This window comes from Oscillibacter sp., from assembly GCF_032018205.1.
Taxonomy (GTDB): Bacteria; Bacillota; Clostridia; order Oscillospirales; family Oscillospiraceae; genus Oscillibacter.
Genome location: NZ_DALZOY010000005.1, coordinates 48,484 through 69,260 on the forward strand (window position 1 = coordinate 48,484; position 20,777 = coordinate 69,260).

The 20,777-nt window shown below is 57.7% G+C and carries 14 protein-coding genes; 10 read left to right on the forward strand and 4 right to left on the reverse strand.

Translation table 11 applies throughout. The annotated features are described in order from the left end of the window. Positions 1-18: 18 nt before the first annotated feature. Positions 19-870 carry a metallophosphoesterase gene (locus RTU96_RS05455; RefSeq protein WP_312635418.1) on the reverse strand — a complete coding sequence of 284 codons (852 nt, stop codon included), beginning with the start codon at positions 868-870 and terminating at the stop codon, positions 19-21. Positions 871-1,352: 482 nt separating this feature from the next. After that, positions 1,353-1,652 (reverse strand): hypothetical protein, encoded by a 300-nt coding sequence (locus RTU96_RS05460; protein ID WP_312635419.1) that lies wholly within the window; start codon positions 1,650-1,652, stop codon positions 1,353-1,355. Between the two features lie 66 nt (positions 1,653-1,718). Here RTU96_RS05460 and RTU96_RS05465 point away from each other — a divergent pair, with 66 nt between their 5' ends. The 4 genes from RTU96_RS05465 to RTU96_RS05480 all read left to right on the forward strand — a co-directional run bounded on the left by RTU96_RS05465 (position 1,719) and on the right by RTU96_RS05480 (position 7,770). Further along, a complete protein-coding gene (locus tag RTU96_RS05465) occupies positions 1,719-2,387 on the forward strand; it encodes a hypothetical protein (RefSeq protein ID WP_312635421.1) in 669 nt (222 codons plus the stop codon). 236 nt (positions 2,388-2,623) lie between these two features. Further along, positions 2,624-4,705 carry a sodium-translocating pyrophosphatase gene (locus RTU96_RS05470; RefSeq protein ID WP_312635423.1) on the forward strand — a complete coding sequence of 694 codons (2,082 nt, stop codon included), beginning with the start codon at positions 2,624-2,626 and terminating at the stop codon, positions 4,703-4,705. A 259-nt stretch (positions 4,706-4,964) separates the two neighbouring features. Then, complete coding sequence (locus RTU96_RS05475; protein ID WP_312635424.1) at positions 4,965-5,819, forward strand: patatin family protein; 855 nt, start codon at positions 4,965-4,967, stop codon at positions 5,817-5,819. 163 nt (positions 5,820-5,982) lie between these two features. Then, positions 5,983-7,770 carry a Na/Pi cotransporter family protein gene (locus RTU96_RS05480; RefSeq protein WP_312635425.1) on the forward strand — a complete coding sequence of 596 codons (1,788 nt, stop codon included), beginning with the start codon at positions 5,983-5,985 and terminating at the stop codon, positions 7,768-7,770. Between the two features lie 73 nt (positions 7,771-7,843). Here the strand turns inward: RTU96_RS05480 and ftsH are convergent, their stop codons facing one another. Next, positions 7,844-10,120: an ATP-dependent zinc metalloprotease FtsH gene (ftsH, locus tag RTU96_RS05485; RefSeq protein WP_312635426.1), complete on the reverse strand. Its 2,277-nt coding sequence runs from the start codon at positions 10,118-10,120 to the stop codon at positions 7,844-7,846. A gap of 254 nt (positions 10,121-10,374) precedes the next feature. On the opposite strand from ftsH, the gene rlmB reads away from it, so the two are divergent. The 3 genes from rlmB to RTU96_RS05500 all read left to right on the forward strand — a co-directional run bounded on the left by rlmB (position 10,375) and on the right by RTU96_RS05500 (position 14,717). Continuing rightward, positions 10,375-11,142, forward strand: coding sequence for a 23S rRNA (guanosine(2251)-2'-O)-methyltransferase RlmB (gene rlmB, locus RTU96_RS05490; protein WP_312635427.1), 768 nt, complete (start codon positions 10,375-10,377; stop codon positions 11,140-11,142). Between the two features lie 45 nt (positions 11,143-11,187). After that, on the forward strand, positions 11,188-13,350 hold the full coding sequence (locus RTU96_RS05495) for a hypothetical protein (protein ID WP_312635428.1): 2,163 nt from the start codon (positions 11,188-11,190) through the stop codon (positions 13,348-13,350). Between the two features lie 92 nt (positions 13,351-13,442). Then, positions 13,443-14,717 (forward strand): HD domain-containing phosphohydrolase, encoded by a 1,275-nt coding sequence (locus RTU96_RS05500; protein WP_312635431.1) that lies wholly within the window; start codon positions 13,443-13,445, stop codon positions 14,715-14,717. Between the two features lie 330 nt (positions 14,718-15,047). Here RTU96_RS05500 and RTU96_RS05505 read toward each other — a convergent pair whose 3' ends face one another. Beyond that, positions 15,048-16,388: an aminotransferase class III-fold pyridoxal phosphate-dependent enzyme gene (locus RTU96_RS05505; protein WP_312635433.1), complete on the reverse strand. Its 1,341-nt coding sequence runs from the start codon at positions 16,386-16,388 to the stop codon at positions 15,048-15,050. Positions 16,389-16,749: 361 nt separating this feature from the next. Here RTU96_RS05505 and RTU96_RS05510 point away from each other — a divergent pair, with 361 nt between their 5' ends. The 3 genes from RTU96_RS05510 to RTU96_RS05520 all read left to right on the forward strand — a co-directional run bounded on the left by RTU96_RS05510 (position 16,750) and on the right by RTU96_RS05520 (position 20,768). After that, positions 16,750-17,895: a hypothetical protein gene (locus RTU96_RS05510; RefSeq protein ID WP_312635434.1), complete on the forward strand. Its 1,146-nt coding sequence runs from the start codon at positions 16,750-16,752 to the stop codon at positions 17,893-17,895. A 468-nt stretch (positions 17,896-18,363) separates the two neighbouring features. Next, positions 18,364-18,633, forward strand: a complete 270-nt coding sequence (locus tag RTU96_RS05515) for a DUF6110 family protein (protein WP_312635435.1) — start codon at positions 18,364-18,366, stop codon at positions 18,631-18,633. 59 nt (positions 18,634-18,692) lie between these two features. Then, on the forward strand, positions 18,693-20,768 hold the full coding sequence (locus tag RTU96_RS05520; RefSeq protein WP_312635436.1) for a heavy metal translocating P-type ATPase: 2,076 nt from the start codon (positions 18,693-18,695) through the stop codon (positions 20,766-20,768). Positions 20,769-20,777: the final 9 nt, after the last annotated feature.

The window sequence follows — 20,777 nt, forward strand, 5'->3', positions numbered from 1 at the left end:
CCCGTTCAGGGACTGAAATCATAGCTCCCGCCGCAGCGTCAGAACTGCCACCTCCGGCCGATTAAACAGCCGCGCGGAGGGGAAAATATTGCCAAGACCCCGGGACACAAAAAGCTTTGCGCCCTCCACCGTGTAAAATCCGGAGGTGTAGGACGGGAACAAACCCTGATGTGGGTCCACCAGCCCGTCGGTAAAGGGAAGGCGGACAAGGCCGCCGTGTGCGTGGCCCGCCAGCGTCAAATCATAGCCCAGCCGATAATACTCCGTGGCAAAGCGGTTGTTCCGATGGGCCAGCAGCAGGCGAAAATCGTTTTCGCCATAGGCTTCCAGCAGTTCCCGTGTCACTTCCTCGGGCGTTTTCTGGTCGGCATAGGCATTGGGGTCGTCCACGCCGGAGAGAAGAATCCGCTCTCCGTCCCGCTCAATGGGAACGGTTTGATTTCTAAGGCAGGTCACGCCCACGCTCTCCAGAGCGGCGCAGACATCTTCTGCCTGCCGTAAGGCCCACTCGTGGTTCCCTGTCACATAATAGGTGGGAGCCAAAGCCGACAGTGCCCCGCCGATGGCGGCGGCGTATTGAAGAGGCCGCTTCGTATTTTCGTCCACCAAATCGCCGGTAACGGCAATCAAGTCCGGCGACTGAGCCGCCACCGCGTCCAGCAGGCGCTTGTTTCCCTCTCCAAATTCCTTCCCGTGAAGGTCTGAAAGCTGAATGACCACAAGCCCGTCAAACCCGGCGGGCAGGCGGGAGGAGGAAAACTCCGCCCGGGTTACCTCCAGCGCATTGTTGTCCCAGATTACAAAACCGGCCAATGCCAGAAAAATCAGCGCCGACTCCGCAATGCGGCGGCGCACGGTAGCTTTTTTCATCAGTAGCGTCCCTCAAACCGTTCTTCGCGCCGCCGAAGCGGCACGGTCCGGGCCGCCGAAAAAATACGGCGACGACTTACGGCGAATGCAAGTGGTCCTTGCCACCTTGCGTATGGTGATTATAACATAAATTTATGACCTCTGACGAGATGAAAATTCAACAAAGAACCAAAAATTATTCGCCTTTTCAGAGGGGCGTCTCGTGAGATATGACAAAACCAAGGGATGTCTGACAGCGTTTTGGGTGTAAAATAGAGTTTACCCAAAATTGTTAAAAGAGTTGAATTGTAAGATGCGTATAAAAAATGTTAAGTTTTTGTAACAAGCGTCAAAAAGCACTTGCGTTTTGAAAAAAAGTAGCTATAATGAAAATTACAAAAGAACAGAGAGGAGGCGCATACAATGATGCAGAACGACAAGTTCACAGCGTTTGATCTGGACGACCTGATTTATGGCACTGCCACGCAGGTACCCAGCGATCGCTAAGGCAGCAACGGAGCCGCGCTTGTAAAAGCGTGGGTTTTTTCTATTTTGGGAAGAAATTGGACCTGAACCGGAGGCGGACGCGCCCCGGCAGGCCGCTGCCGGCAACACGCAAAACGAAATAGGATGGATTTGACGCCGCGAGGGAGAGCCTCGGCGGCGTTTTTTGGCGCTTTGGGAGTAAAACGAGTCTTGGCGGGCAAAAATGGACTTGTATCCCCACTCAAAGTAAAAAATAGATTGAATTCTGGCAAAAAATTGGAAAAATCAGTGGATTTTTTCCCATAGATGTGATACATTTAAACCACAAAGGGAAATTTTGGCGGACTCTTCGCCAAACCCGCGGAAGGGAGAGGAACGCCCGTATGAACGCAAAGAAATATGCTGCGCTGTTTTTGTCCGCCGCGCTCCTGATCGGCTGTGGTGATTTGGCGGGAGTGGCGGTTTTCCCTGCCGTTTCCAACGGAGAGCTGGCGGAGGCTGTGGCTGCTTCGCCGCAGGAGGATGCCGTCGATTCTGCGGAAATGATGAACGCGGCGGAAACCACGGGCAGCGCCCGGGAGCTGACGGAGGAGGAGGTCCTTGCCGCCTATGACCGGGCCGTGGCCGCATATGAGTGGTTTGAGCTGAATCCCCTGCCCTGCGTGGGGCCGGTGCGGCAGGAAAACGGGGTTAAATATCAGCGGGTGGACTACGTCGGGCTTTACACGCTGGACGATTTGGAGACCTATCTGGAAAGCCTTTTTTCAGAGGATGTGATTGCCCGCCTGCTAGACCGGGAAACGCCTGCTCCCCGTTATCGGGATATTGACGGTGCGTTGTACGCCCGCCCTGACGGCCGCCCGGCGGACACGGGAAAGGGCGCCGCCACTGCCGCCGTGGAGCGGGAGGAGGATGGGTCTTACCTGATCAATGTGACGGTGGACTTGCTGGACAGAGATCAGGCCACGGTCACCGGTGCGGAATTTTATGCGTTCCCCTATCGGGAGTTGAACGGCCGCTGGGTATTTGCGGATTTTGATCTGGTATATTAAGCTTCTCCCCGGCGCGGCCTCTGCGGGATATTAAAAAAACAATGAGAGACAGGCTCCGAGAGAGCTTGTCTCTCTACATTTTTGGAGGCAAAGCCGAATATTGATAAAAAAACAGGGAAGATTTCGTGCAAAAGGATAGGTAATACTATATTGTAAAAATTTTTCCGTATGTTAAAATGAATGCGACGTAAAAAATAGCTAACAAATTACGGCATGAAGAGGAGTGGAGAAAACCTATGGAAAACATGTTCTGGATCGGCTTTGTCGGCTTTGCGCTTGCACTTGGCTTTGCCTGGGTGCAAAAGAAGAAGGTCATGAGCTACTCCGAGGGAACGGAGAAAATGCAGAAAATCGCGGCTGCTATCCGGGAGGGCGCCAACGCCTATTTGAAGCACCAGTATGCCACCGTGGCAAAGGTCTTCGCCGTGGTGTTTGTCGTTTTGCTGGTGATGGCCTTCGCCTCCGGCGGAGAGATGCTCTCGAAGTTCACGCCGTTTGCTTTCCTCACCGGCGGCATCTGGTCTATGCTGGCAGGCTTTATCGGCATGAAGATTGCCACCAACGCCAACGCCCGCACGGCACAGGCCGCATCCGAGAGCCTGAATAAGGGCCTGCGGGTGGCGTTTTCCTCCGGCTCGGTCATGGGCTTCACCGTCGTGGGCCTTGGCATGCTGGATATCTCCACGTGGTACTTTTTGCTACATGGCCTGTTCGGCATCACCGATGCGGGCCAGCTTGCCAACATCATGGTGATGAATGGCATGGGCGCTTCCTTCATGGCTCTGTTTGCCCGTGTGGGCGGCGGAATTTACACGAAGGCGGCCGACGTGGGCGCGGATCTGGTGGGTAAGGTTGAGGCCGGTATCCCCGAGGACGATCCCCGCAACCCCGCCACCATCGCCGACAACGTGGGCGACAACGTGGGCGACGTGGCCGGTATGGGCGCAGACCTGTACGAGAGCTATGTCGGCTCCATTCTGGCGTCCTTCGCCCTGTCCGCCGTGGCCGGATATGGCTACGCGGGCATGCTGCTGCCCATGCTGATTGCGGTGTGCGGCATCGTGTGCTCCATTATCGGTTCCTTTTTCGTCAAGACGAAGGAGGACGCCACCCAGATGTCCCTTCTGCGTTCTCTGCGCACCGGTACATATCTTGCCGCTGTGCTCTCCGCCGTGCTGGCCGCGCCGCTGACGCTTTACACCGTGGGCAACTGGGGCGTGTATGTGGCCATTCTCTGCGGGCTGGTGGGCGGCTGTGCCATCGGCTATTTTACGGAATACTATACCTCCGACACCTATAAGCCCACCCAAAAGCTGGCGGCTTCCTCCGAAACCGGTTCCGCCACCGTCATCATCGGCGGACTTTCTCTGGGCATGCGCTCCACAGCGGCTTCCATTCTCATCGTGGCTGCTGCAGTGGTCATCAGCTTCTTTGCCGCCGGCAGCGGCGACTTTGCAAAGGGCCTGTACGGCATCGGCATCTCCGCAGTGGGCATGCTGTCCACGCTGGGCATCACGCTGGCGACAGACGCCTACGGCCCCGTGGCCGACAACGCAGGCGGCATCGCCGAGATGGCGGGCCTGCCCGAAGAGGTCCGGGAGCGGACCGACGCACTGGATTCTCTGGGCAACACCACCGCAGCCACCGGTAAGGGCTTTGCCATCGGCTCCGCCTCTCTCACCGCGCTGGCTCTGCTGGTGTCCTATGTGAACATCGTGGAGCAAAAGGGCTTTGCCATGGACCTGTCCATCACCAGCCCCACGGTGCTGGTGGGCCTGTTTATCGGCGCGATGCTGACCTTTGTGTTCTCCGCATTCACTATGAGCGCCGTGCAGACCGCCGCACAGTCCATCGTGATGGAGGTTCGCCGCCAGTTCCGGGAAATTGCCGGAATCATGGAGGGGAAATGCGACCCGGATTACGCCTCCTGCGTAAGCCTTTGCACCAAGGGCGCCCTGCGGGAAATGGTGGCCCCGGCTCTGCTTGCCATTATTGTTCCCATTCTGACCGGCCTGATTCTGGGGCCTGAGGGCGTGGTGGGCCTGCTTGGCGGCGTGTCCGTCACTGGGTTTGCCATGGCGGTATTCATGTCCAACGCCGGCGGCGCGTGGGACAACGCCAAGAAGTACATCGAATCCGGCCACCACGGCGGAAAGGGCTCCGACTGCCACAAGGCCGCCGTCGTGGGCGACACCGTGGGCGATCCCTTCAAGGACACCTCCGGGCCGTCCCTGAACATTCTCATCAAGCTTTGCTCCACCGTATCCATCGTGTTCTCCGGTTTGATTATCGGGTTCAACCTGATGGGGATGCTGTAAGTCGTACTATTTAAGAAAAGCCCCGCCGAGGCATGGCCCGGCGGGGCTTTTTGTGTGCCTAAACCGCTTTTTTGCGGCCTGTCCGTTTTTCTGGGGCAAGGGACAGGAACTCTGCGGAGAAGTAAACTTTTACGGAGCCGAAGCTTCGTGATTGGGTCTTTGTGCCTTTTTTGCCGCCGGGCTTGCCCCCGCGGCAAAAAAAGCGTATGATAAGAATGGCTCCTCCAAGGGGTCTCTTTAAGCGTTTTGAGGTGATCATATGAAATCAGGAATTGTGATGGAGGGCGGCGCGCTGCGCACCGTTTTTTCCACCGGCGTGTGCGACGCGCTGCTGGACGCAAGGTTGATGCCCGACTATTTCATCGGCGTGTCTGCCGGGGCGGCTTACGGCGTGAGCTATCTCTCCCGGCAAAAGTGGAGGAATTTGAATATTCTCTGTCACTACGCCAACGATAAACGGTATATGGGGGTGAAAAACCTCCTGAATCCCGGGAACCGGTGCTATTTTGGGCTGAAATTTTCCTATGAGGAGATTCCTAATCAGTATGTACCCTTTGACTACGGGACGTTTGCCGCCTACCCCGGCGAGGCCGAGGCGGTTTTGACGAATCTTGACACGGGAAAGGCAGACTATCTCCCCATTCCCCGAAACAGTGTGCAGTCTGCCGTTTTAAAAGCCACCTGCGCCATGCCCCTGCTGTTCCCCGTCTTTCACATTGGCGGACAGCCCTATCTGGACGGAGGCTGCGCTGACCCTATTCCCTGGCAGAGGGCGCTGGACAAGGGCTGCGACCGCATTCTGGTGGTGCTGACCCGGGAGCGGTCTTATGTCCGCAAGCCGGAAAGGTCCGACAGTCTGATTCGGCGGCATTACCGGCAATATCCTAGGTTTCTCGAAACCATGGATCGGCGGGCGGATTCGTACAATGAAAACCGGGAGCGTCTGTTTGCGATGGAGCGGGAAGGGCGGGCCGTGGTGATTGCCCCCACGTCCACCGAGGGCTATTCCCGCACGGAACGGGACACAGGAAAAATCCGTGCCCTGTGGCAGGACGGCTATTTTCAGGGCCGCGCGGCTGTGCCGCGTCTGGCGGAATTCTGGAGCGGAGTGTGACCTAAGGGAAATTTTTATAAGGAATTTATACCGAAGGGCTTCCTATCCCGACAAATTTTTTATATAATAACCTTACGCGACTTTTTACGGGCTGCGTTTACATACGAAATGCGGCGGGGAAACAGACGAGTCTGTCCCGCGAACGACAAAGGAGAACCGTTTGATGGACATTTTTTCCGTCTTCACCCTCTGCGGAGGTCTGGCCTTTTTTCTCTTTGGCATGAACATCATGTCCAACAGCCTTGAGAAAATGGCAGGCGGCAAGCTTGAGCGAACGCTCAAGCGCATGACCTCCAATCCGATGAAGAGCTTGCTGCTGGGCGCAGGCATCACCATTGCAATTCAATCCTCCTCCGCCATGACGGTGATGCTGGTGGGGCTGGTGAACTCTGGCGTGATGGAGCTTGGGCAAACCGTGGGCGTGATCATGGGCAGCAATATCGGAACCACGCTGACCGCATGGATTCTCTCCCTCAGCGGAATCGAGAGCGATAACGTGTGGGTGAACCTGATTAAGCCGGAGAGCTTTTCCCCACTGGTTGCGCTGGTGGGCATTCTGCTCATCATGATTTCCAAAAAGCAGAAACGGCGGGACATCGGTCGTATTTTTATGGGTTTTTCCATTTTGATGTACGGGATGGAGTTGATGGCCGCATCGGTCAGCCCGCTGAAGGACATGCCCGAATTTGCCACGATTCTTACCGCGTTCAACAATCCAATGCTGGGCGTGCTGGTGGGCGCGGTGTTTACCGGGATTATTCAGTCCTCCGCCGCGTCGGTGGGCATTTTGCAGGCGCTGGCCATCACCGGCTCCATTACCTATGGTATGGCCATTCCCATTATCATGGGGCAGAACATCGGCACCTGCGTCACCGCGATTCTCAGCTCCATCGGGGTAAGCCGCAACGCAAAGCGTGTGGCGGCGGTTCACATTTCCTTTAACATCATCGGAACCGTTATCTGTCTGATTTTGCTTTACGGCGTGGGAAGCGTGGTAGACCTTTCGTTTATGGATAAAACGGCGGGCGCTGTCAGCATCGCCCTGTGCCATACGATTTTTAACGTCTTTACCACCGTTATGCTGCTTCCCGCGTCCAAGCAGCTTGAAAAGCTGGCCTGTGTGCTGGTTAAGACGGATACGAAGAAGGACCAGTTTGCGTTTCTCGATCCCCTGCTGCTCCGCACCCCCGGCGCGGCGATCAACGAGTCCGTCGCCATGGTGGGGAAAATGTCCGAAGTGGCACGGGAAAACGTCCTATTGGCAGTGGAGCAGCTTGAAAGCTATTCCGCCTCAAGGGAAGCGCGGATTATGGAAAACGAGGACAAGCTGGATATCTACGAGGACCGCCTGGGCGATTATCTGGTACAGATTTCCCGTCATGGGCTTTCCGGAGAGAGCAGCCGTCAGGTAAGTCGGCTTCTTCACTCCATTGGGGATTTTGAGCGCATGGGAGACCACGCGCTAAACGTACAGGAGTCTGCACAGGAGCTCCACGACAAGCAGCTTGAGTTTTCCGACGCCGCCCGGCGGGAGCTGAAGGTGCTCATGGGCGCGTTGGAGGACATTATGGATCAGGCCATGGGCTGCTTTGCAAGCAACGACCCGGAGGCCGCCGTCCGTGTGGAGCCGCTGGAAGAGACGATTGACCGGCTGATTGAGGAAATCCGCCTGCGGCACATTGATCGGCTGCAATGCGGGGCGTGCACCATCCAGTTGGGCTTTGTGCTCAACGACCTTTTGACCAACTTCGAGCGTATTTCAGACCATTGCTCCAACATCGCCGTCTCCGTCATTGAGATGAGCCGCCGGGACGTGGACGCCCATACGTATCTGCACAATATCAAGCACGACAGCAACTTCGTCCGGGATTTGCAGATAGACATGAGCCGTTATACACTGCCTGCGGTGGAGAGAGGTCTCTCTGGGCAGGATAAGGAGTGCATGATCTGAGCGTTCCGTTTTGCACGGATGAAAGAGCAAAAAGAGCGCCGCCCAGATGGGCGGCGCTCTTTTTATAATGAAATCAAACGGAGCGGGTTTCGTCATCCGCCTGCGGGGCAGGCATTTCCGCTTCCGGCTGCTGCCGGGAAACGGATTCTTCGGCGGGGGATTCCACAGCACTCTCCGTTGTGGCAACGGAAGCTTCTTCGTCAGCGCTCTCCGCCGGGGCGGGCGGCTCGATTTTCTCGGAAATCATGCTGATGCGCTTGGCGGGCGCCTCAATACCCGGTGTCTCCTGCCGGGTGGAAGCGTATTCGTCCTCCACCAGAGCTGGGTCCCGGCCCTCGATGATGGCCACCATCTCCGCGCCGGTAATCGTCTCCTTCTCCAGAAGGTAGGCCACCACCTTATCCATGTCCTCTCGGTTTTCCCGGATGACGGATACCGCGTTGCCGTAGCACTCCGTGAGAATTTCCCGCACAGCTTTATCCATAGCGGCGGCGGTGTCCTGCGCGCAGTCCATGCCGTAGCCGCCGTCCAGATACTGGCTGCGGCGAGAGGCCAGAGCCATCATGCCAAACTCGTCGCTCATGCCGTACATGGCGACCATGTTCCGGGCCACCTGCGTGGCGTCCTGAATGTCCTGAGACGCGCCGTTGGTCATCGTCTCCATCACCACCTCCTCGGCGGCGCGGCCGCCCATGGACACGGTGATTTTCGCCAGCAGTTCATCCCGGGTGCGCAGCTCCGTTTTGTCCTCTTCGGGCATCAGCAGGGTATAACCCAAAGAGCCCTGCGTGTGGGGAACGATGGTGATTTTCTGCACCGGCTCTGTATTTTTCTGTTTAAAAGCCACCATGGCGTGGCCCACCTCGTGGTATGCCACCAGCTTTTTCTCAAATTCCGTCAGCACGCTGCCCTTTTTCTCCGTGCCGGCGATGACCAGCTCAAAGGCTGCCAGCAAATCGCCCTGATTCACCGCCTTGCGGCCCAGACGCACGGCCCGCAGGGCCGCCTCGTTCACCAGATTCGCAAGGTCCGCGCCCACGGTGCCCGCGGTGGCCAGCGCCACTTTTTTCAGATTCACGTCCTCGCTGAGACGGATATTCCGGGTGTGGACCTCCAGCGTGGCCAGACGGCCCGCCAGATTGGGCCGGTCAATGATGATGCGCCGGTCAAACCGACCGGGACGCAGCAGCGCCTGATCTAGTACCTCCGGACGGTTGGTTGCCGCCAGAAGGATTACGCCCTTGGTGGGGTCAAAGCCGTCCATCTCCGCCAAAAGCTGGTTTAGGGTCTGCTCTCGCTCGTCGTTGCCGCCCATGCGGTTGTCCCGGGATTTGCCGATGGTGTCAATCTCGTCGATAAAGACGATGCAGGGGGCCACCTTGCTGGCCTCCTTAAAGAGGTCCCGCACGCGGCTTGCGCCCACGCCCACGAACATCTCCACGAAGTCCGATCCGGAGATGGAGAAGAAGGGAACGTTGGCCTCTCCGGCCACGGCCTTGGCAAGCAGGGTTTTACCGGTGCCCGGAGGGCCAACCAGCAGCGCGCCCTTGGGCAGCTTTGCGCCAATTTCGGTGTACTTCTGGGGGTTGTGCAAAAAGTCGATAATTTCGGTAAGGGATTCCTTGGCCTCGTCCTGCCCCGCCACGTCACGGAAGGTGACGCCGGTGGACTTTTCCATATAGACCTTGGCGTTGGCCTTGCCCACGGAGCCAACTCCCCCAATGCCGCCCATGCCGCCGCCCCGCTTGGCCATGATGCGGAACACCAGAGACAACAGCAGCATCATGATGGCGAAGGGCAGGATATAGGAAATCAGCATCTCCAGAATGGGACTGATGGGCGCCGTATAGGGGGAGCCGAAGTCCACGTTGTGCTCCAGCATCCGGGAAATCAACTGGTCGTCGTTCAGCGCCTTGGTATAAAGCTGAAAGCTCCCGTCGTCCGTCTTGTCCTTCTGCGCCAGCAATCCGCTGAGATTTGTGGCGGTAGACGGCTGGGGTTTATCGGTGGATACCGGCTTCTCGGCCTTTGGCATGGGCCCGTATGTTTTGCCGCTCTCGTCGGTATAGGTGAAGCCCTCTGCGGGGGTGATGTGAGCAAGACCCGTATTGGCCTCAAATTCCACCTTTGCGATTTTGTCCGATTCAATCAGCGAGATAAACTCGCTGTAGGTAATCTCCACGGAGCTTTTGTTATCGGAACCGGACACCCACGCGCCCGCATAGCTGAATACAATTGTGAGCAGCAGCGCCCAGCTCACCAGAGAAAGTAAGCCGCGCCAGTTGTTTCCTCCGTTTTGCCCGTTTCGGTTGGGCCCGTTTCTGTTTTTCCGGTCGTTATTCTGACTCATCGAACGAATACTCCTTTGCCTGTTAAAGCGCTGGGTTGAATTATCAAGCAGTATACCATAAAAAGAAGGGCGCTACAAGAACGCTTGTTGGCTTTTCCATGAAATTTCTGTGAATTCCACTTTATTGTGTGCGGAAACTGTGATACAATCATGGTAATTATTGATTCCGCGCGAAACGCCCAAAAGCTGGAAAAAACGGCGTTATTGTCCGCCCCACTGCGGGCAGGATACTTGCGGCGGCTGAAGGAGAACCTATGGACAGTGAAAAGAAAGACCTGCTTACCGCCGAGGCGGACGGCATGATCGAGGGCCGCAACGCGGTGATCGAAGCCCTGCGGGCGGGTGAAACCATTGACAAAATTTATATTGCCAGGGGCGAGACGGACAAGACTTTGGGCCACATTGCCTCAAAAGCCCGGGCAGCCGGCGTGGTGGTGGTGGAAGCGGACCGGCGAAAGCTGGACGGAATGAGCCGGACTCACGCCCATCAGGGCGTGATTGCGCTGGCTGCCGTGCGGGAGTACGCCACGGTGGAAGATATTCTGGCTGTTGCGGAAAAGCGGGGCGAGAAGCCCCTGCTTGTCATTTGCGACGAGATTTCCGACCCTCATAATTTGGGGGCAATCATCCGCACCGCAGAGTGCGCTGGGGTCCACGGGGTGGTGATTCCCAAGCGCCGCAGCGCGGGGCTGACGGCAATTGTTGCCAAGACCTCCGCTGGGGCGGTGGCGCACCTTCCGGTGGCGCGGGTGCCCAACATTCCGTCCCTTCTGAAGGATTTGAAAAAACAGGGATTGTGGATTTTCGGCACGGCATCGGACGGAACCACCGGCCTGTACGACGCGGACCTGCGGGGTCCCGCCGCCATTGTCATCGGCAGCGAGGGCGAGGGCATGACCCGTCTGGCGGCGGAAAACTGCGATTTTCTGGTGAGCATTCCCCTGCGGGGAAAGCTCAGTTCGCTGAACGCTTCGGCGGCGGCCGCGGTGCTGCTGTATGAGGCAGTGCGCCAGAGAAGCTGATTTTAAAAAGAGACGACCGCGGGCGAGAGAACATGGGAGAGAGACATGGCTGAGATCAGAGACAAAAAACCATATGATGCGCTCACTGACGCGGAGGATCTGACCGCCGGGACCGATGTGATTCCGGAGGGCGATTTTTCTTTGGAAGAGATTCTGGCGGAGTACGGCGGCGGTCGCCGCCGGCACATTCTGGACGAGGCCGAGGCTTTGGCCACCCCGGAATTGGAGGCGCAGGACGAGGCGCTGACCGATGGGGCGGAGACTTCTTTCGCCCTGCCGCCGCAGGAGGATCCAGAGTCGGACGAGCTTTCGGACGAGGAGGCTTTCCCAGACGCGGACCTTCCAGACGAGGAGGACTTCTCTGTACCCGAGGAAATCCTTCCGCCCCCGCCCCGGCCCGTCTCCATCGAGCAGGCCGTGGGGCAGACGGTGGGGGACGTGATGGAAGCGCAGGAGTCCCTGACGGCGGCTCAGCGTCCCCGACGGGGCCTGTTTTCCCGGAAAAAGATACCTTTGGAGGACACGGAGCAGCTTTATGAGCCGCCCGGGCCCCCGCCGGAGCCAGAGCCGGAGGAGCCGCCCGTGGGCCCCGAGCCGCCCCTGGACGAGGCCATGCGCTTTGCCCAGAAGCGCTGGCGGCGGCTGCGCCGCCCGCTTCCCGTGGCTGCGCTGATCTGTCTTTTGCTGCTGGCGCCGCAGGCGGCGGAGGCCGCCGGATATACGGTTCCTCTTTGGACGGGGGACAGGATACTGCAAACCGCCGTTTCCGCCGGGGCGCTGCTTTTGCTGTGCATACTGTGCCGGGGCGTGTTTGTCCGGGGCGGTACCCGGCTGGCGCATAAGTTTTTTACGGGAGAGCTGCTGCTCTCCTTCTCCGCTGTGGCGGCGCTGCTTGACTGCGCGGCGGTACTCTGGCTTCCGGGACGGAGCGCCGCTCCGCTGTATACGCTTCCCGCCTGTGTGGGGCTGTTCTTCGGGCAGTGGGGCATTTCCCAGCGGGAAAAGGCCCGGAGTGACACCTTTCGCACCGCTGCGCTGGACCTCACGCCCCCCTATCTGGTGACGGATTTGGAAACGGGGGCCTGCAAGCAGCCGGGCCGCGTTCCCGGCTTTTGGTCCGACGCGGAAAAGCCCTCTCTCTCCGAGATTTGGCAGGCGGCGCTGTTGCCGGTGGTATTTGTCGCCTCCGTGGTGTTCGCGGCCCTTGGCTCTGTGGGGCAGGGGCGGAATGCGGATTTTCTTTTGAACTGGTCCGCGATTCTGGCGGCTTCGGCGGCATTGATGCTGCCCATGACGGATGCGCTTCCCGCCGCGCGGCTTGCAAAGCGCCTGCAAAAGGGCGGCTGCGCCGTGGCAGGCTGCGCCGGGGCGGAGCGGATCAGCCGCAAAAAATCCATGGTTGTGACGGATCAGGACCTGTTCCCCCCCGGAACGGTCAGCCTGAACGGCGTGAAGCTTTTCGGCGAGGAGATGCCAAGGGCCGTGTCCTATGCCGCGTCTCTGGCCCGTTCCTCCGGCTGCGGGCTTCGGCGGCTGTTTGACAATTTGCTGGTGTCCGAGGGCGGAACGCTGGAGCCGTTGGACGATTTCAGCTTTTACGAGGAGGGCGGCTTCTCTGCCGCCATTCGGGGAGAGTCGGTTTTGCTTGGCACCGCGTCTTTCATGCGCAAAATGGATGTGCGCCTGCCCAGCGGGCTGAACCTGCGCACTGGCGTTTTTCTGTCTATCGACCGGGAGTTGGCGGCGGTGTTCGCGGTGAAGTACAAGCCCTCGGACAATGTGGACTGGGCGCTGCGGTTGCTGCGCAGAAACAAAATTCAGCCGATTCTCGCCTCCCGGGACCCTAACGTGAACCCCGGCTTGCTGAAACGGAAATTTACCGCCAAGGTGAAGATTCAGTATCCCACTCTTTCCGACCGAGTGGCTTTTTCCGAGCAGGAGAGCGCACAGGGCCGTCCCCGGGCGCTGCTGCTGCGGGAGGGGCTGCTGCCCTATGCCGAAACCGTGACTGGCAGCCGCCGCCTTTGCCGCGCCGTGCGCAGCGGCACAGCGCTGACGCTGTTGGCCTCCATAGCCGGGGCCCTTCTGAGCTTTTATTTGACGGGGCTTGGCAGCTATGCGCTGATGGAGCCTTTGCGTCTTCTGGCGTTTTCCTTATTGTGGACGGTGCCGGTGTTCCTGTTGGATCATATGGCCGGGCGGTATTAAGACCGGGCGCGGATGCACCGGAAAATTCGGGGGCGCTTGTCCCCACCGTAGCGGTTCCAAATAAAATTTACAGAGAAACAGGGACGGAGATTATGACCTACTACAACCGCTATTTTGCAACACTTTACGACTTGATTGCCTGTATGACCGCAGCGGTGGACCTGTTGGACGTAAGGGTTTCAAACCATCATCAGCGCGTGGCCTTTATGTCCTTAAAGCTGGCCGAGCAGATGGGGCTGCCGGTGGAAGAGAGACGGACGCTGGTGCAGGCGGCTCTGCTGCACGACATCGGCGCCCTGACTCTGAGCGAGCGATTGCAGCTCATTACCGGAGAAGCCACCGAGCCGGAGGGTCACGCCAGAATTGGAGCAAGATTTTTGGAGGACTTTCCCCTTCTGCGCCGCGAGGCGGAAATCGTCCGCTTTCACCACGTCCCATGGAAAAATGGCGCGGGCGAGATGCACCACGGCGCAAAGGTTCCCCTGCTCTCTCACGTGCTGCATCTGGCGGACCGGGCGGTGGTGCAGATTCGGCCGGACATGGGCGTGATCAGCCAGATAGGCGCTATCCGCGAAGTCATTGCCGCGCAGCGGGGCGAGGTATTTATACCGGAAGCCGTGGATGCGTTTATGTCAATGAGCATGCAGGAGGCACTGTGGCTGGAGTTAGTGGATGGACCCCAGATTCACGATTTTATGGATGAGCTGTCTTTGGACGCGGTGAAGCTGACGCTGGACGAGGTGGTGAAGCTGACGGACGTGTTCGCCCATATCATTGATTTTCGCAGCCCCTTTACCACGCGGCATTCCGCCAGCGTGGCGGCGACGGCGGAAAAGCTGGCGGAGCTGTCGGGTTTTTCCGAAAATGAGTGTAAGATGATGCGGATTGCGGGGAATCTCCACGATCTGGGAAAGCTGGCGATTCCCACTGAAATTTTAGAGAAGCGGTCCAAGCTGGACCCCGACGAGTTTGACATTATCCGGGGCCATACCTTTTATACTTACCGGCTGCTTCGGCCCATCCGGGGCTTCGAGACGATTAACCAGTGGGCGTCCTACCACCATGAAAGGCTTACCGGAAACGGGTATCCCTTTCATCTGAAGGCTGACAGCCTGCCGCTGGGGTCCCGCATTATGGCGGTGGCCGATATCTTTACCGCCGTGACCGAGGACCGGCCCTATCGGAAGGGAATGTCCTTCTCCAGAACGGAGGACCTGCTCCGGGATATGGCGCGCAACGGCGCGATCTCGGTGGATTTGGTGTCGCTTCTGCTGGCCCATCATCAGGAGATTTCCCAACTTCGGGAGGAAGCGGCCGATCAGGCCGGGAAGCGGTATGACAGGCTCTTTTTGCAGGATTGCGTGTAGCTCTAAATAAATACACAAGGCCCGCCGTCTAATCAGACGGCGGGCCTCTTTTTGCTTTCCGGAAAATTTTTCCTCTTTGTCGGGCGGAACTATGTCGGAGTTGCTCCTCTTTTCCGAAGCTCTCGCCGCAAGGCGCGCTTTGCTAATTCCGGACGAAGACCGCTATTCAGGTTTTTCTGGACGGTATTCCCGAAAGGTCAAAGCCCTTGGATGTGCGCCCAAACACGTATAAATGATCATATTGGCGCGCAAAGCGCATAGGGGAGTACACCACCGGCATAAGATTTCTAAGTCTCGTCCGCCAGAATGCCTGCGTCCTGCCGGGCCGCGTTACCAGCCCTGTATCTCCTCTAGAATCGAGTCGCTCAACTCTCCGGCGGTATAGGCTACCAGCGCAGCATGAATGATCTCCATGGCCCGGTCCAACTCCTCCCGGGTGATGACCAAAGGGGGCTGCACCCGCAAGACGCTTTGCCCCACAAAGGTCAGCAGCAGGCCGTGCTTCATGCAGTAATAGGAAATCTTGGCGGCGGCGGGATAATTTTTCTCCATGGTTTCCTGATCTGTCACCAGATCCACGCCTATGTTCAGTCCAATGCCCCGCACCTCGCCGATGACGGGAAATTCTTCCTGTATTTTTAAAAACCGCTCCCGCAGATAAAGGCCCTTTTGATAGGATTCCTTGAAGATGTTTTCCCTCTCCATGATTTCCAGCATTTTTAAAGAGGCGGTACAGCAGGAGGCATTGCCGGACATGGTAAACGCGTGGGCCGGTGATTCCAGCGACTCCATCACCTCTCTGCGGCCCACGACCGCGCCCAGAGGCAGACCGCCGCCAAGGGATTTTCCCAGCACATACAAATCGCACTCCACACCGAAATTGTCCATGGCGAACATGCGCCCCGTGCGGCCAACTCCCTGATTGATTTCATCGGAAATCAGCAGAATCCCGTTTTCACGGCACAGCGCCGCCAAGTCCTGAAAAAATCTTGCCGGGGGGACAATCAGGCCCGCGTCTCCCGCGATGGGTTCCACCAGAAAGGCGGCCACCTCGTCGGCGGGGAGATAGTGGCGGAAGGCATAGCGAATCTGCTCCAGACAGTCCAGCTTAAAGGTTTTGGGCTTTTGGTGATACTGGCAGCGCAGGCAGGTGGGATAGTGAAACGTCTCGCACTCCGGCAGCAGCGGGCCGATTTTGCGGCGCATACTGTTGGTGAGCTTTGAGACGGAAATGGCGCCATAGGTACTGCCGTGATAGGACTCGCTGAAGGAGACAATTTTAGGCCGCCCGGTGTAGCCCCGGGCGTATTTAATGGCCCCGTCGATAGACGCCGAGCCGGTGCAACTGAAAGAAACCATCATATCCGGACGACCGGTCATGCGGGAAACCTTTTCCGCCAGATCAATCATCGGCCCGGAGGGAAAATAGGCGGAGATATATTGGGACAAATCCGTCATCTGCCCGTAAACCGCCTGAGCAATTTCCTCGTTCCCGTGGCCGATGTTGGCGGAGGAAGCGCTGGCGAGAAAGTCGATGTACTCGTTTCCGTCGCAGTCGTACAGCTTCGCGCCCTTTCCACGGACAAAGGAAATGGGAACGTAGGGAATCCGCGCCGATTTTGGCACGTATTCATCCTGACGTTGTAGGATGCTTTCCAACTGTTTCGACATAAAACCCTCTCCAATCATTTGTGCGGCGGCAGCACACGCCTGCTCCGCGCATTTTCTGTTTATCAAGCCAAGCTTGTCCTCCGCAAGGGTGATTGCTTTTTATCATATCGGGCGGCTGTTTTTCTGTCAACACCATTTTTTACAACTTTTTGATAAGCTTTTTGCATTGGTTTGTGTAAAAGTAAACTATTTCAAATATTTTGTGCCAATTGATTTAGGACAATAAAAATTGCGTTTTGTCGCGTGATCGTGAGACGTTGTATTTGAAAGGATTGCCTTAATCGCTATTGTTAGATAGCTTCTTTTTCTCGGACTAAAAGGAGAAACTGTGAGGAAAAAACGTGTAGGAGGAGAGCGCTCTATGGCAAGCAAGAGGCATAGCAGGCTGCTTCGTATCCTGATTCCCGGCTTTGTGTTCCAGTCCATGGTCATCGGCGGCGGATATGGAACCGGCGCGGAAATTCGGCAATACTTTCTGTCAAGAGGACTTGCAGGCGGCCTCTTGGGAATGGCAGCTACGCTGGCAATCTGGTCTGTTTTGTGTGCGGTGACCTTTGAATTTTCCCACATATTCCGAACCTACGACTATAAGAGCATGATGACCAAGCTGCTGGGCAAGGCCAACTTTCTGTATGAAATCTGCTATATTGCTATGCTTTTGATTGTGCTGGGCGTGGTCACGGCCACAGCAGGCAGCATGGCTACAAGCCTGACGGGCAGTTCTAAGTGGATTGGCGTTTCGATTCTCTCTCTCGGGATCATCGTGCTTGTCATCAAGGGTACCGCGGCAATTGAAAATGTGCTGACCTTTTGGTCCTATGTGCTATACGCGGTGTATATCCTCTTCATGATGATCGTGTTTACAAGATTTGGCGGCAATCTGCCCAAGGCGTTTGCCGCCCAGAGCGTGGCAGGTTCCGACTGGCTGATGGGCGGCGTGAAATATGCTTTTTACAATCTGGGTACTGTTCCCGCCCTGCTCTACACCGTCCGTCAGTGCCACAACCGCAGGGAGGCGGTCGTCTCCGGCCTGCTGGCCGGTGTGATTGGCATTATTCCCGCCGGGATGCTCCTGCTGACCATGGGCACAATGATGGAGGCATGCCTGGCGGCGGAGGTTCCCATCACCGCCGTGTTTCAGGCACTGGACATGAACTGGCTGTTCTGGCTGTTTGAGATCGTGCTGTTCGGCACCCTTATTGAAACCGGAACCGGCTTTATCAAGGCATTGGACGACCGGATTGAAAATTCCATCGCCGCTTCCGGAAAGCACGTTCCCGTGTGGGTGCGACCCAGCGTGGCCATCGGCAGCGTGGTGCTGGGGATTCTGGTTTCCACCTTCGGGCTGGTGGACCTGATTGAGCAGGGGTATGGAACCATCACCTGGGGCTTCTTCATCCTCTTTGTGGTTCCCATGCTGACCACTGGCGTATACAAGATTGCAAGACACGGCAAAAGAAGAGAATTTTCCAAAGCATTTTTTGAGCGCCCACCTGTGGGCCGATAGCCAATTAAAGCGATCTGGCCTTACAGGCCGGACCGCTTTTTGCTGTCTAGATAGGATCTTTGCATCAAAAAAGACTCCCTTCATATCTGCTTGACGTGCATGGGACGAACGCACATTGACGGCGCGACCTTGTATTACATCGCCGCTTTCAAAAAAGCAGTAAATTTCAAAAAGTTGCATAAGTCTAACTTTTCTGGCTAAAAAATGAGGAATATTCGATAAAATGTTTGTATTGACGAACTTGCGCAGACGGGAATATACTCGAAATACAGCATCCGACATTTAATGACAGAAAGCGTGGGATAATGATGAAAGCGCATCGGTTCTGGGCCTGGGCCACGGTGATCAGTCTGTTTATGGTGATGCTCACCGGATACAAGCGAAAATAAGCTTAGGCAATAAGCTGGATAACGACATGGCTGGTGGCCATGTCCTCAACCAAAAATATAGTAACAGGGGGATTTTGGAATGTTTTGCAATTGGAAAAAAATCGCGTTATTTGCGGGCGGCGCGCTGTTTGGCTCCGCCGGAGTGAAGCTGCTCACAAGCCGCGACGCGAAGAAGGTCTACACCCACTCCACCGCCGCCGTTCTGCGGATGAAAGACTGCGTGATGGAAAATGTCTCGAAGGTGCAGGAGAACTGCGGAGACATTCTGGAGGACGCAAAGGGGATCAACGAAGACCGAGCCTCTGCCGCAGAGCAGGTGGAGGACGCGGGCGAGCCGTCTGCGGAATAAACGAATCAGAAGAAGCCGCCCGTGACAGTGGGTGGCTTCTTTCATAAGAGGACAATACGATGAATTGTACGATTTTACACGAGAGCCGGGGGCGCATCCGGGTGCACATCCGGATGCGTCGGATGACCATGGCGGAGGCGGACCAACTGGAAAATGCCTTGGCGGTCCTGCCGGGCATCCGGCAGGTCACGGTTTATGACCGCACCTGCGATGCCGTGATCCGCTATCAAGAGTCACGGGATGCGGTGATTCGCGCCCTCGCGGCCTTCCGCTTCGACCGGGAGGCGCTGGCAAACTTTTCGCCGGAGACCAGCGGCCGGGCGCTGAACCGGAGGTATCAGGAGAAGCTGGTGTGCATGACGCTGATGCACCTTGTGCGCAAGCTGTACTTCCCCGCGCCGCTGCGCATCGCTTTGACGGCGTGGCGGTCAGCCCGGTTTTTCCGCAGAGGGCTGCGATGCCTGCTGCGGCGCAGACTGGAAGTGGATGTGCTGGACGCACTGTCCATCGGCGTGTCTATGGGCCGGGGGGACTTTGCCACCGCCGCTTCGGTGATGTTTCTGCTGCGTCTGGGAGAGCTGCTGGAGGAGTGGACCCGGAAGAAATCCGTGGGCGATCTGGCCCGGAGCCTTTCGCTCAACGTGGACCAGGTATGGCTGAAGACGGGAGACGCAGAGTTGCTGACTCCCATCAGCCAGATACAAGCTGGAGATCAGGTTTGCGTCCGCACCGGCAACATGATTCCTCTGGACGGCAAGGTTGTCTCCGGTGAGGCCAGCGTAAACCAAGCCTCCCTCACCGGCGAGTCTGTGGCGGTGCGCAAGGGGCCCGGAGCCATGGTCTACGCCGGGACCGTGGTGGAGGAGGGTGAGTGCGTCCTTTTGGTGGAGCAGCAGGCGGGCACGGGACGGTACGACCAGATCGTTGCCATGATCGAGCAGTCGGAAAAGCTGAAGTCCGCCGCCGAGAGCAAGGCGCTGGACCTTGCGGACCGGCTGGTCCCATGGTCCCTGCTGGGCACCGGGGCGACCTATCTGATGACAGGAAACCTCACCCGGGCCATCTCCATTTTGATGGTGGACTACTCCTGTGCGCTAAAGCTGTCCATGCCTCTGGCGGCGCTCTCCGCCATGCGGGAGTGCGGCAGCCACCACATCACCGTCAAGGGCGGGAAATTTCTGGAGGCCGTGGCCCGGGCGGATACGGTGGTATTTGACAAAACCGGCACCCTGACCCACGCCACGCCCACTGTGGCTCGGGTCGTGGCCTTCGGCGGACGGAAGGAACAGGAGGTGCTGCGAGTGGCCGCCTGTCTGGAGGAGCACTATCCCCACTCCATGGCCAACGCCGTGGTGAACGCGGCCAAGGAGCAGGGCATTCTCCACGCCGAGATGCATTCGGAGGTGGAATACGTGGTAGCCCACGGCATCTCCAGCCGTATCGACGGCGAAAAGGTGGTCATCGGCAGTCGGCACTTCGTGTTTGAGGACGAGGGCTGTGTCGTTTCCCCGGAGGAGCAGGCAGCTTTTGCAAGCCTGCCAGAGGAGTTTTCCCATCTGTATCTGGCCGTCGGCGGCGTGCTGGCAGGAGTCGTCTGCGTGGCGGACCCGCTGCGGGAGGAGGCCTCGGCAGTGCTGAACAGCTTACGGAAGCTGGGCGTTTCCAAAACCGTCATGATGACAGGAGACAATGAGAAAACCGCCGCCGTCATCGCGGCGCAGGTAGGTGTGGACGAGTACTACGCCGAAGTGCTACCCGAGGATAAGGCACGCTTTGTGGAAGCAGAACGGGCCGCGGGGCGCACCGTGATTATGATCGGCGACGGCATCAACGATTCCCCCGCCCTCTCCGCCGCCGATGTGGGCATCGCCATCAGCGACGGCGCGGCCATCGCCCGGGAGATCGCCGACGTCACCATCGCCGCCGACAACTTGTTTGAGCTGGTGCTGCTGCGAATGATTGCTCAGGGGCTCCAGCGGCGGACGGCTGGCAACTATCGCTTTGTCATCGGCTTCAACTCCGCCCTGATTTTACTTGGCGCGGCGGGAGTTTTGCCCCCGGCCACCTCCGCCCTGCTGCACAACGCCTCCACCTTAGCCATCAGCCTGTGCAACATGACAGATCTGCTGGAGTGAACGCCTTTT

Bases quoted from the DNA above. Each gene is read 5' to 3' on its own strand.
- RTU96_RS05455 (WP_312635418.1), bottom strand. From the start codon at position 870: ATGAAAAAAGCTACCGTGCGCCGCCGCATTGCGGAGTCGGCGCTGATT.
- RTU96_RS05460 (WP_312635419.1), bottom strand. From the start codon at position 1,652: ATGTATCACATCTATGGGAAAAAATCCACTGATTTTTCCAATTTTTTG.
- RTU96_RS05465 (WP_312635421.1), top strand. From the start codon at position 1,719: ATGAACGCAAAGAAATATGCTGCGCTGTTTTTGTCCGCCGCGCTCCTG.
- RTU96_RS05470 (WP_312635423.1), top strand. From the start codon at position 2,624: ATGGAAAACATGTTCTGGATCGGCTTTGTCGGCTTTGCGCTTGCACTT.
- RTU96_RS05475 (WP_312635424.1), top strand. From the start codon at position 4,965: ATGAAATCAGGAATTGTGATGGAGGGCGGCGCGCTGCGCACCGTTTTT.
- RTU96_RS05480 (WP_312635425.1), top strand. From the start codon at position 5,983: ATGGACATTTTTTCCGTCTTCACCCTCTGCGGAGGTCTGGCCTTTTTT.
- ftsH (WP_312635426.1), bottom strand. From the start codon at position 10,120: ATGAGTCAGAATAACGACCGGAAAAACAGAAACGGGCCCAACCGAAAC.
- rlmB (WP_312635427.1), top strand. From the start codon at position 10,375: ATGGACAGTGAAAAGAAAGACCTGCTTACCGCCGAGGCGGACGGCATG.
- RTU96_RS05495 (WP_312635428.1), top strand. From the start codon at position 11,188: ATGGCTGAGATCAGAGACAAAAAACCATATGATGCGCTCACTGACGCG.
- RTU96_RS05500 (WP_312635431.1), top strand. From the start codon at position 13,443: ATGACCTACTACAACCGCTATTTTGCAACACTTTACGACTTGATTGCC.
- RTU96_RS05505 (WP_312635433.1), bottom strand. From the start codon at position 16,388: ATGTCGAAACAGTTGGAAAGCATCCTACAACGTCAGGATGAATACGTG.
- RTU96_RS05510 (WP_312635434.1), top strand. From the start codon at position 16,750: ATGGCAAGCAAGAGGCATAGCAGGCTGCTTCGTATCCTGATTCCCGGC.
- RTU96_RS05515 (WP_312635435.1), top strand. From the start codon at position 18,364: ATGTTTTGCAATTGGAAAAAAATCGCGTTATTTGCGGGCGGCGCGCTG.
- RTU96_RS05520 (WP_312635436.1), top strand. From the start codon at position 18,693: ATGAATTGTACGATTTTACACGAGAGCCGGGGGCGCATCCGGGTGCAC.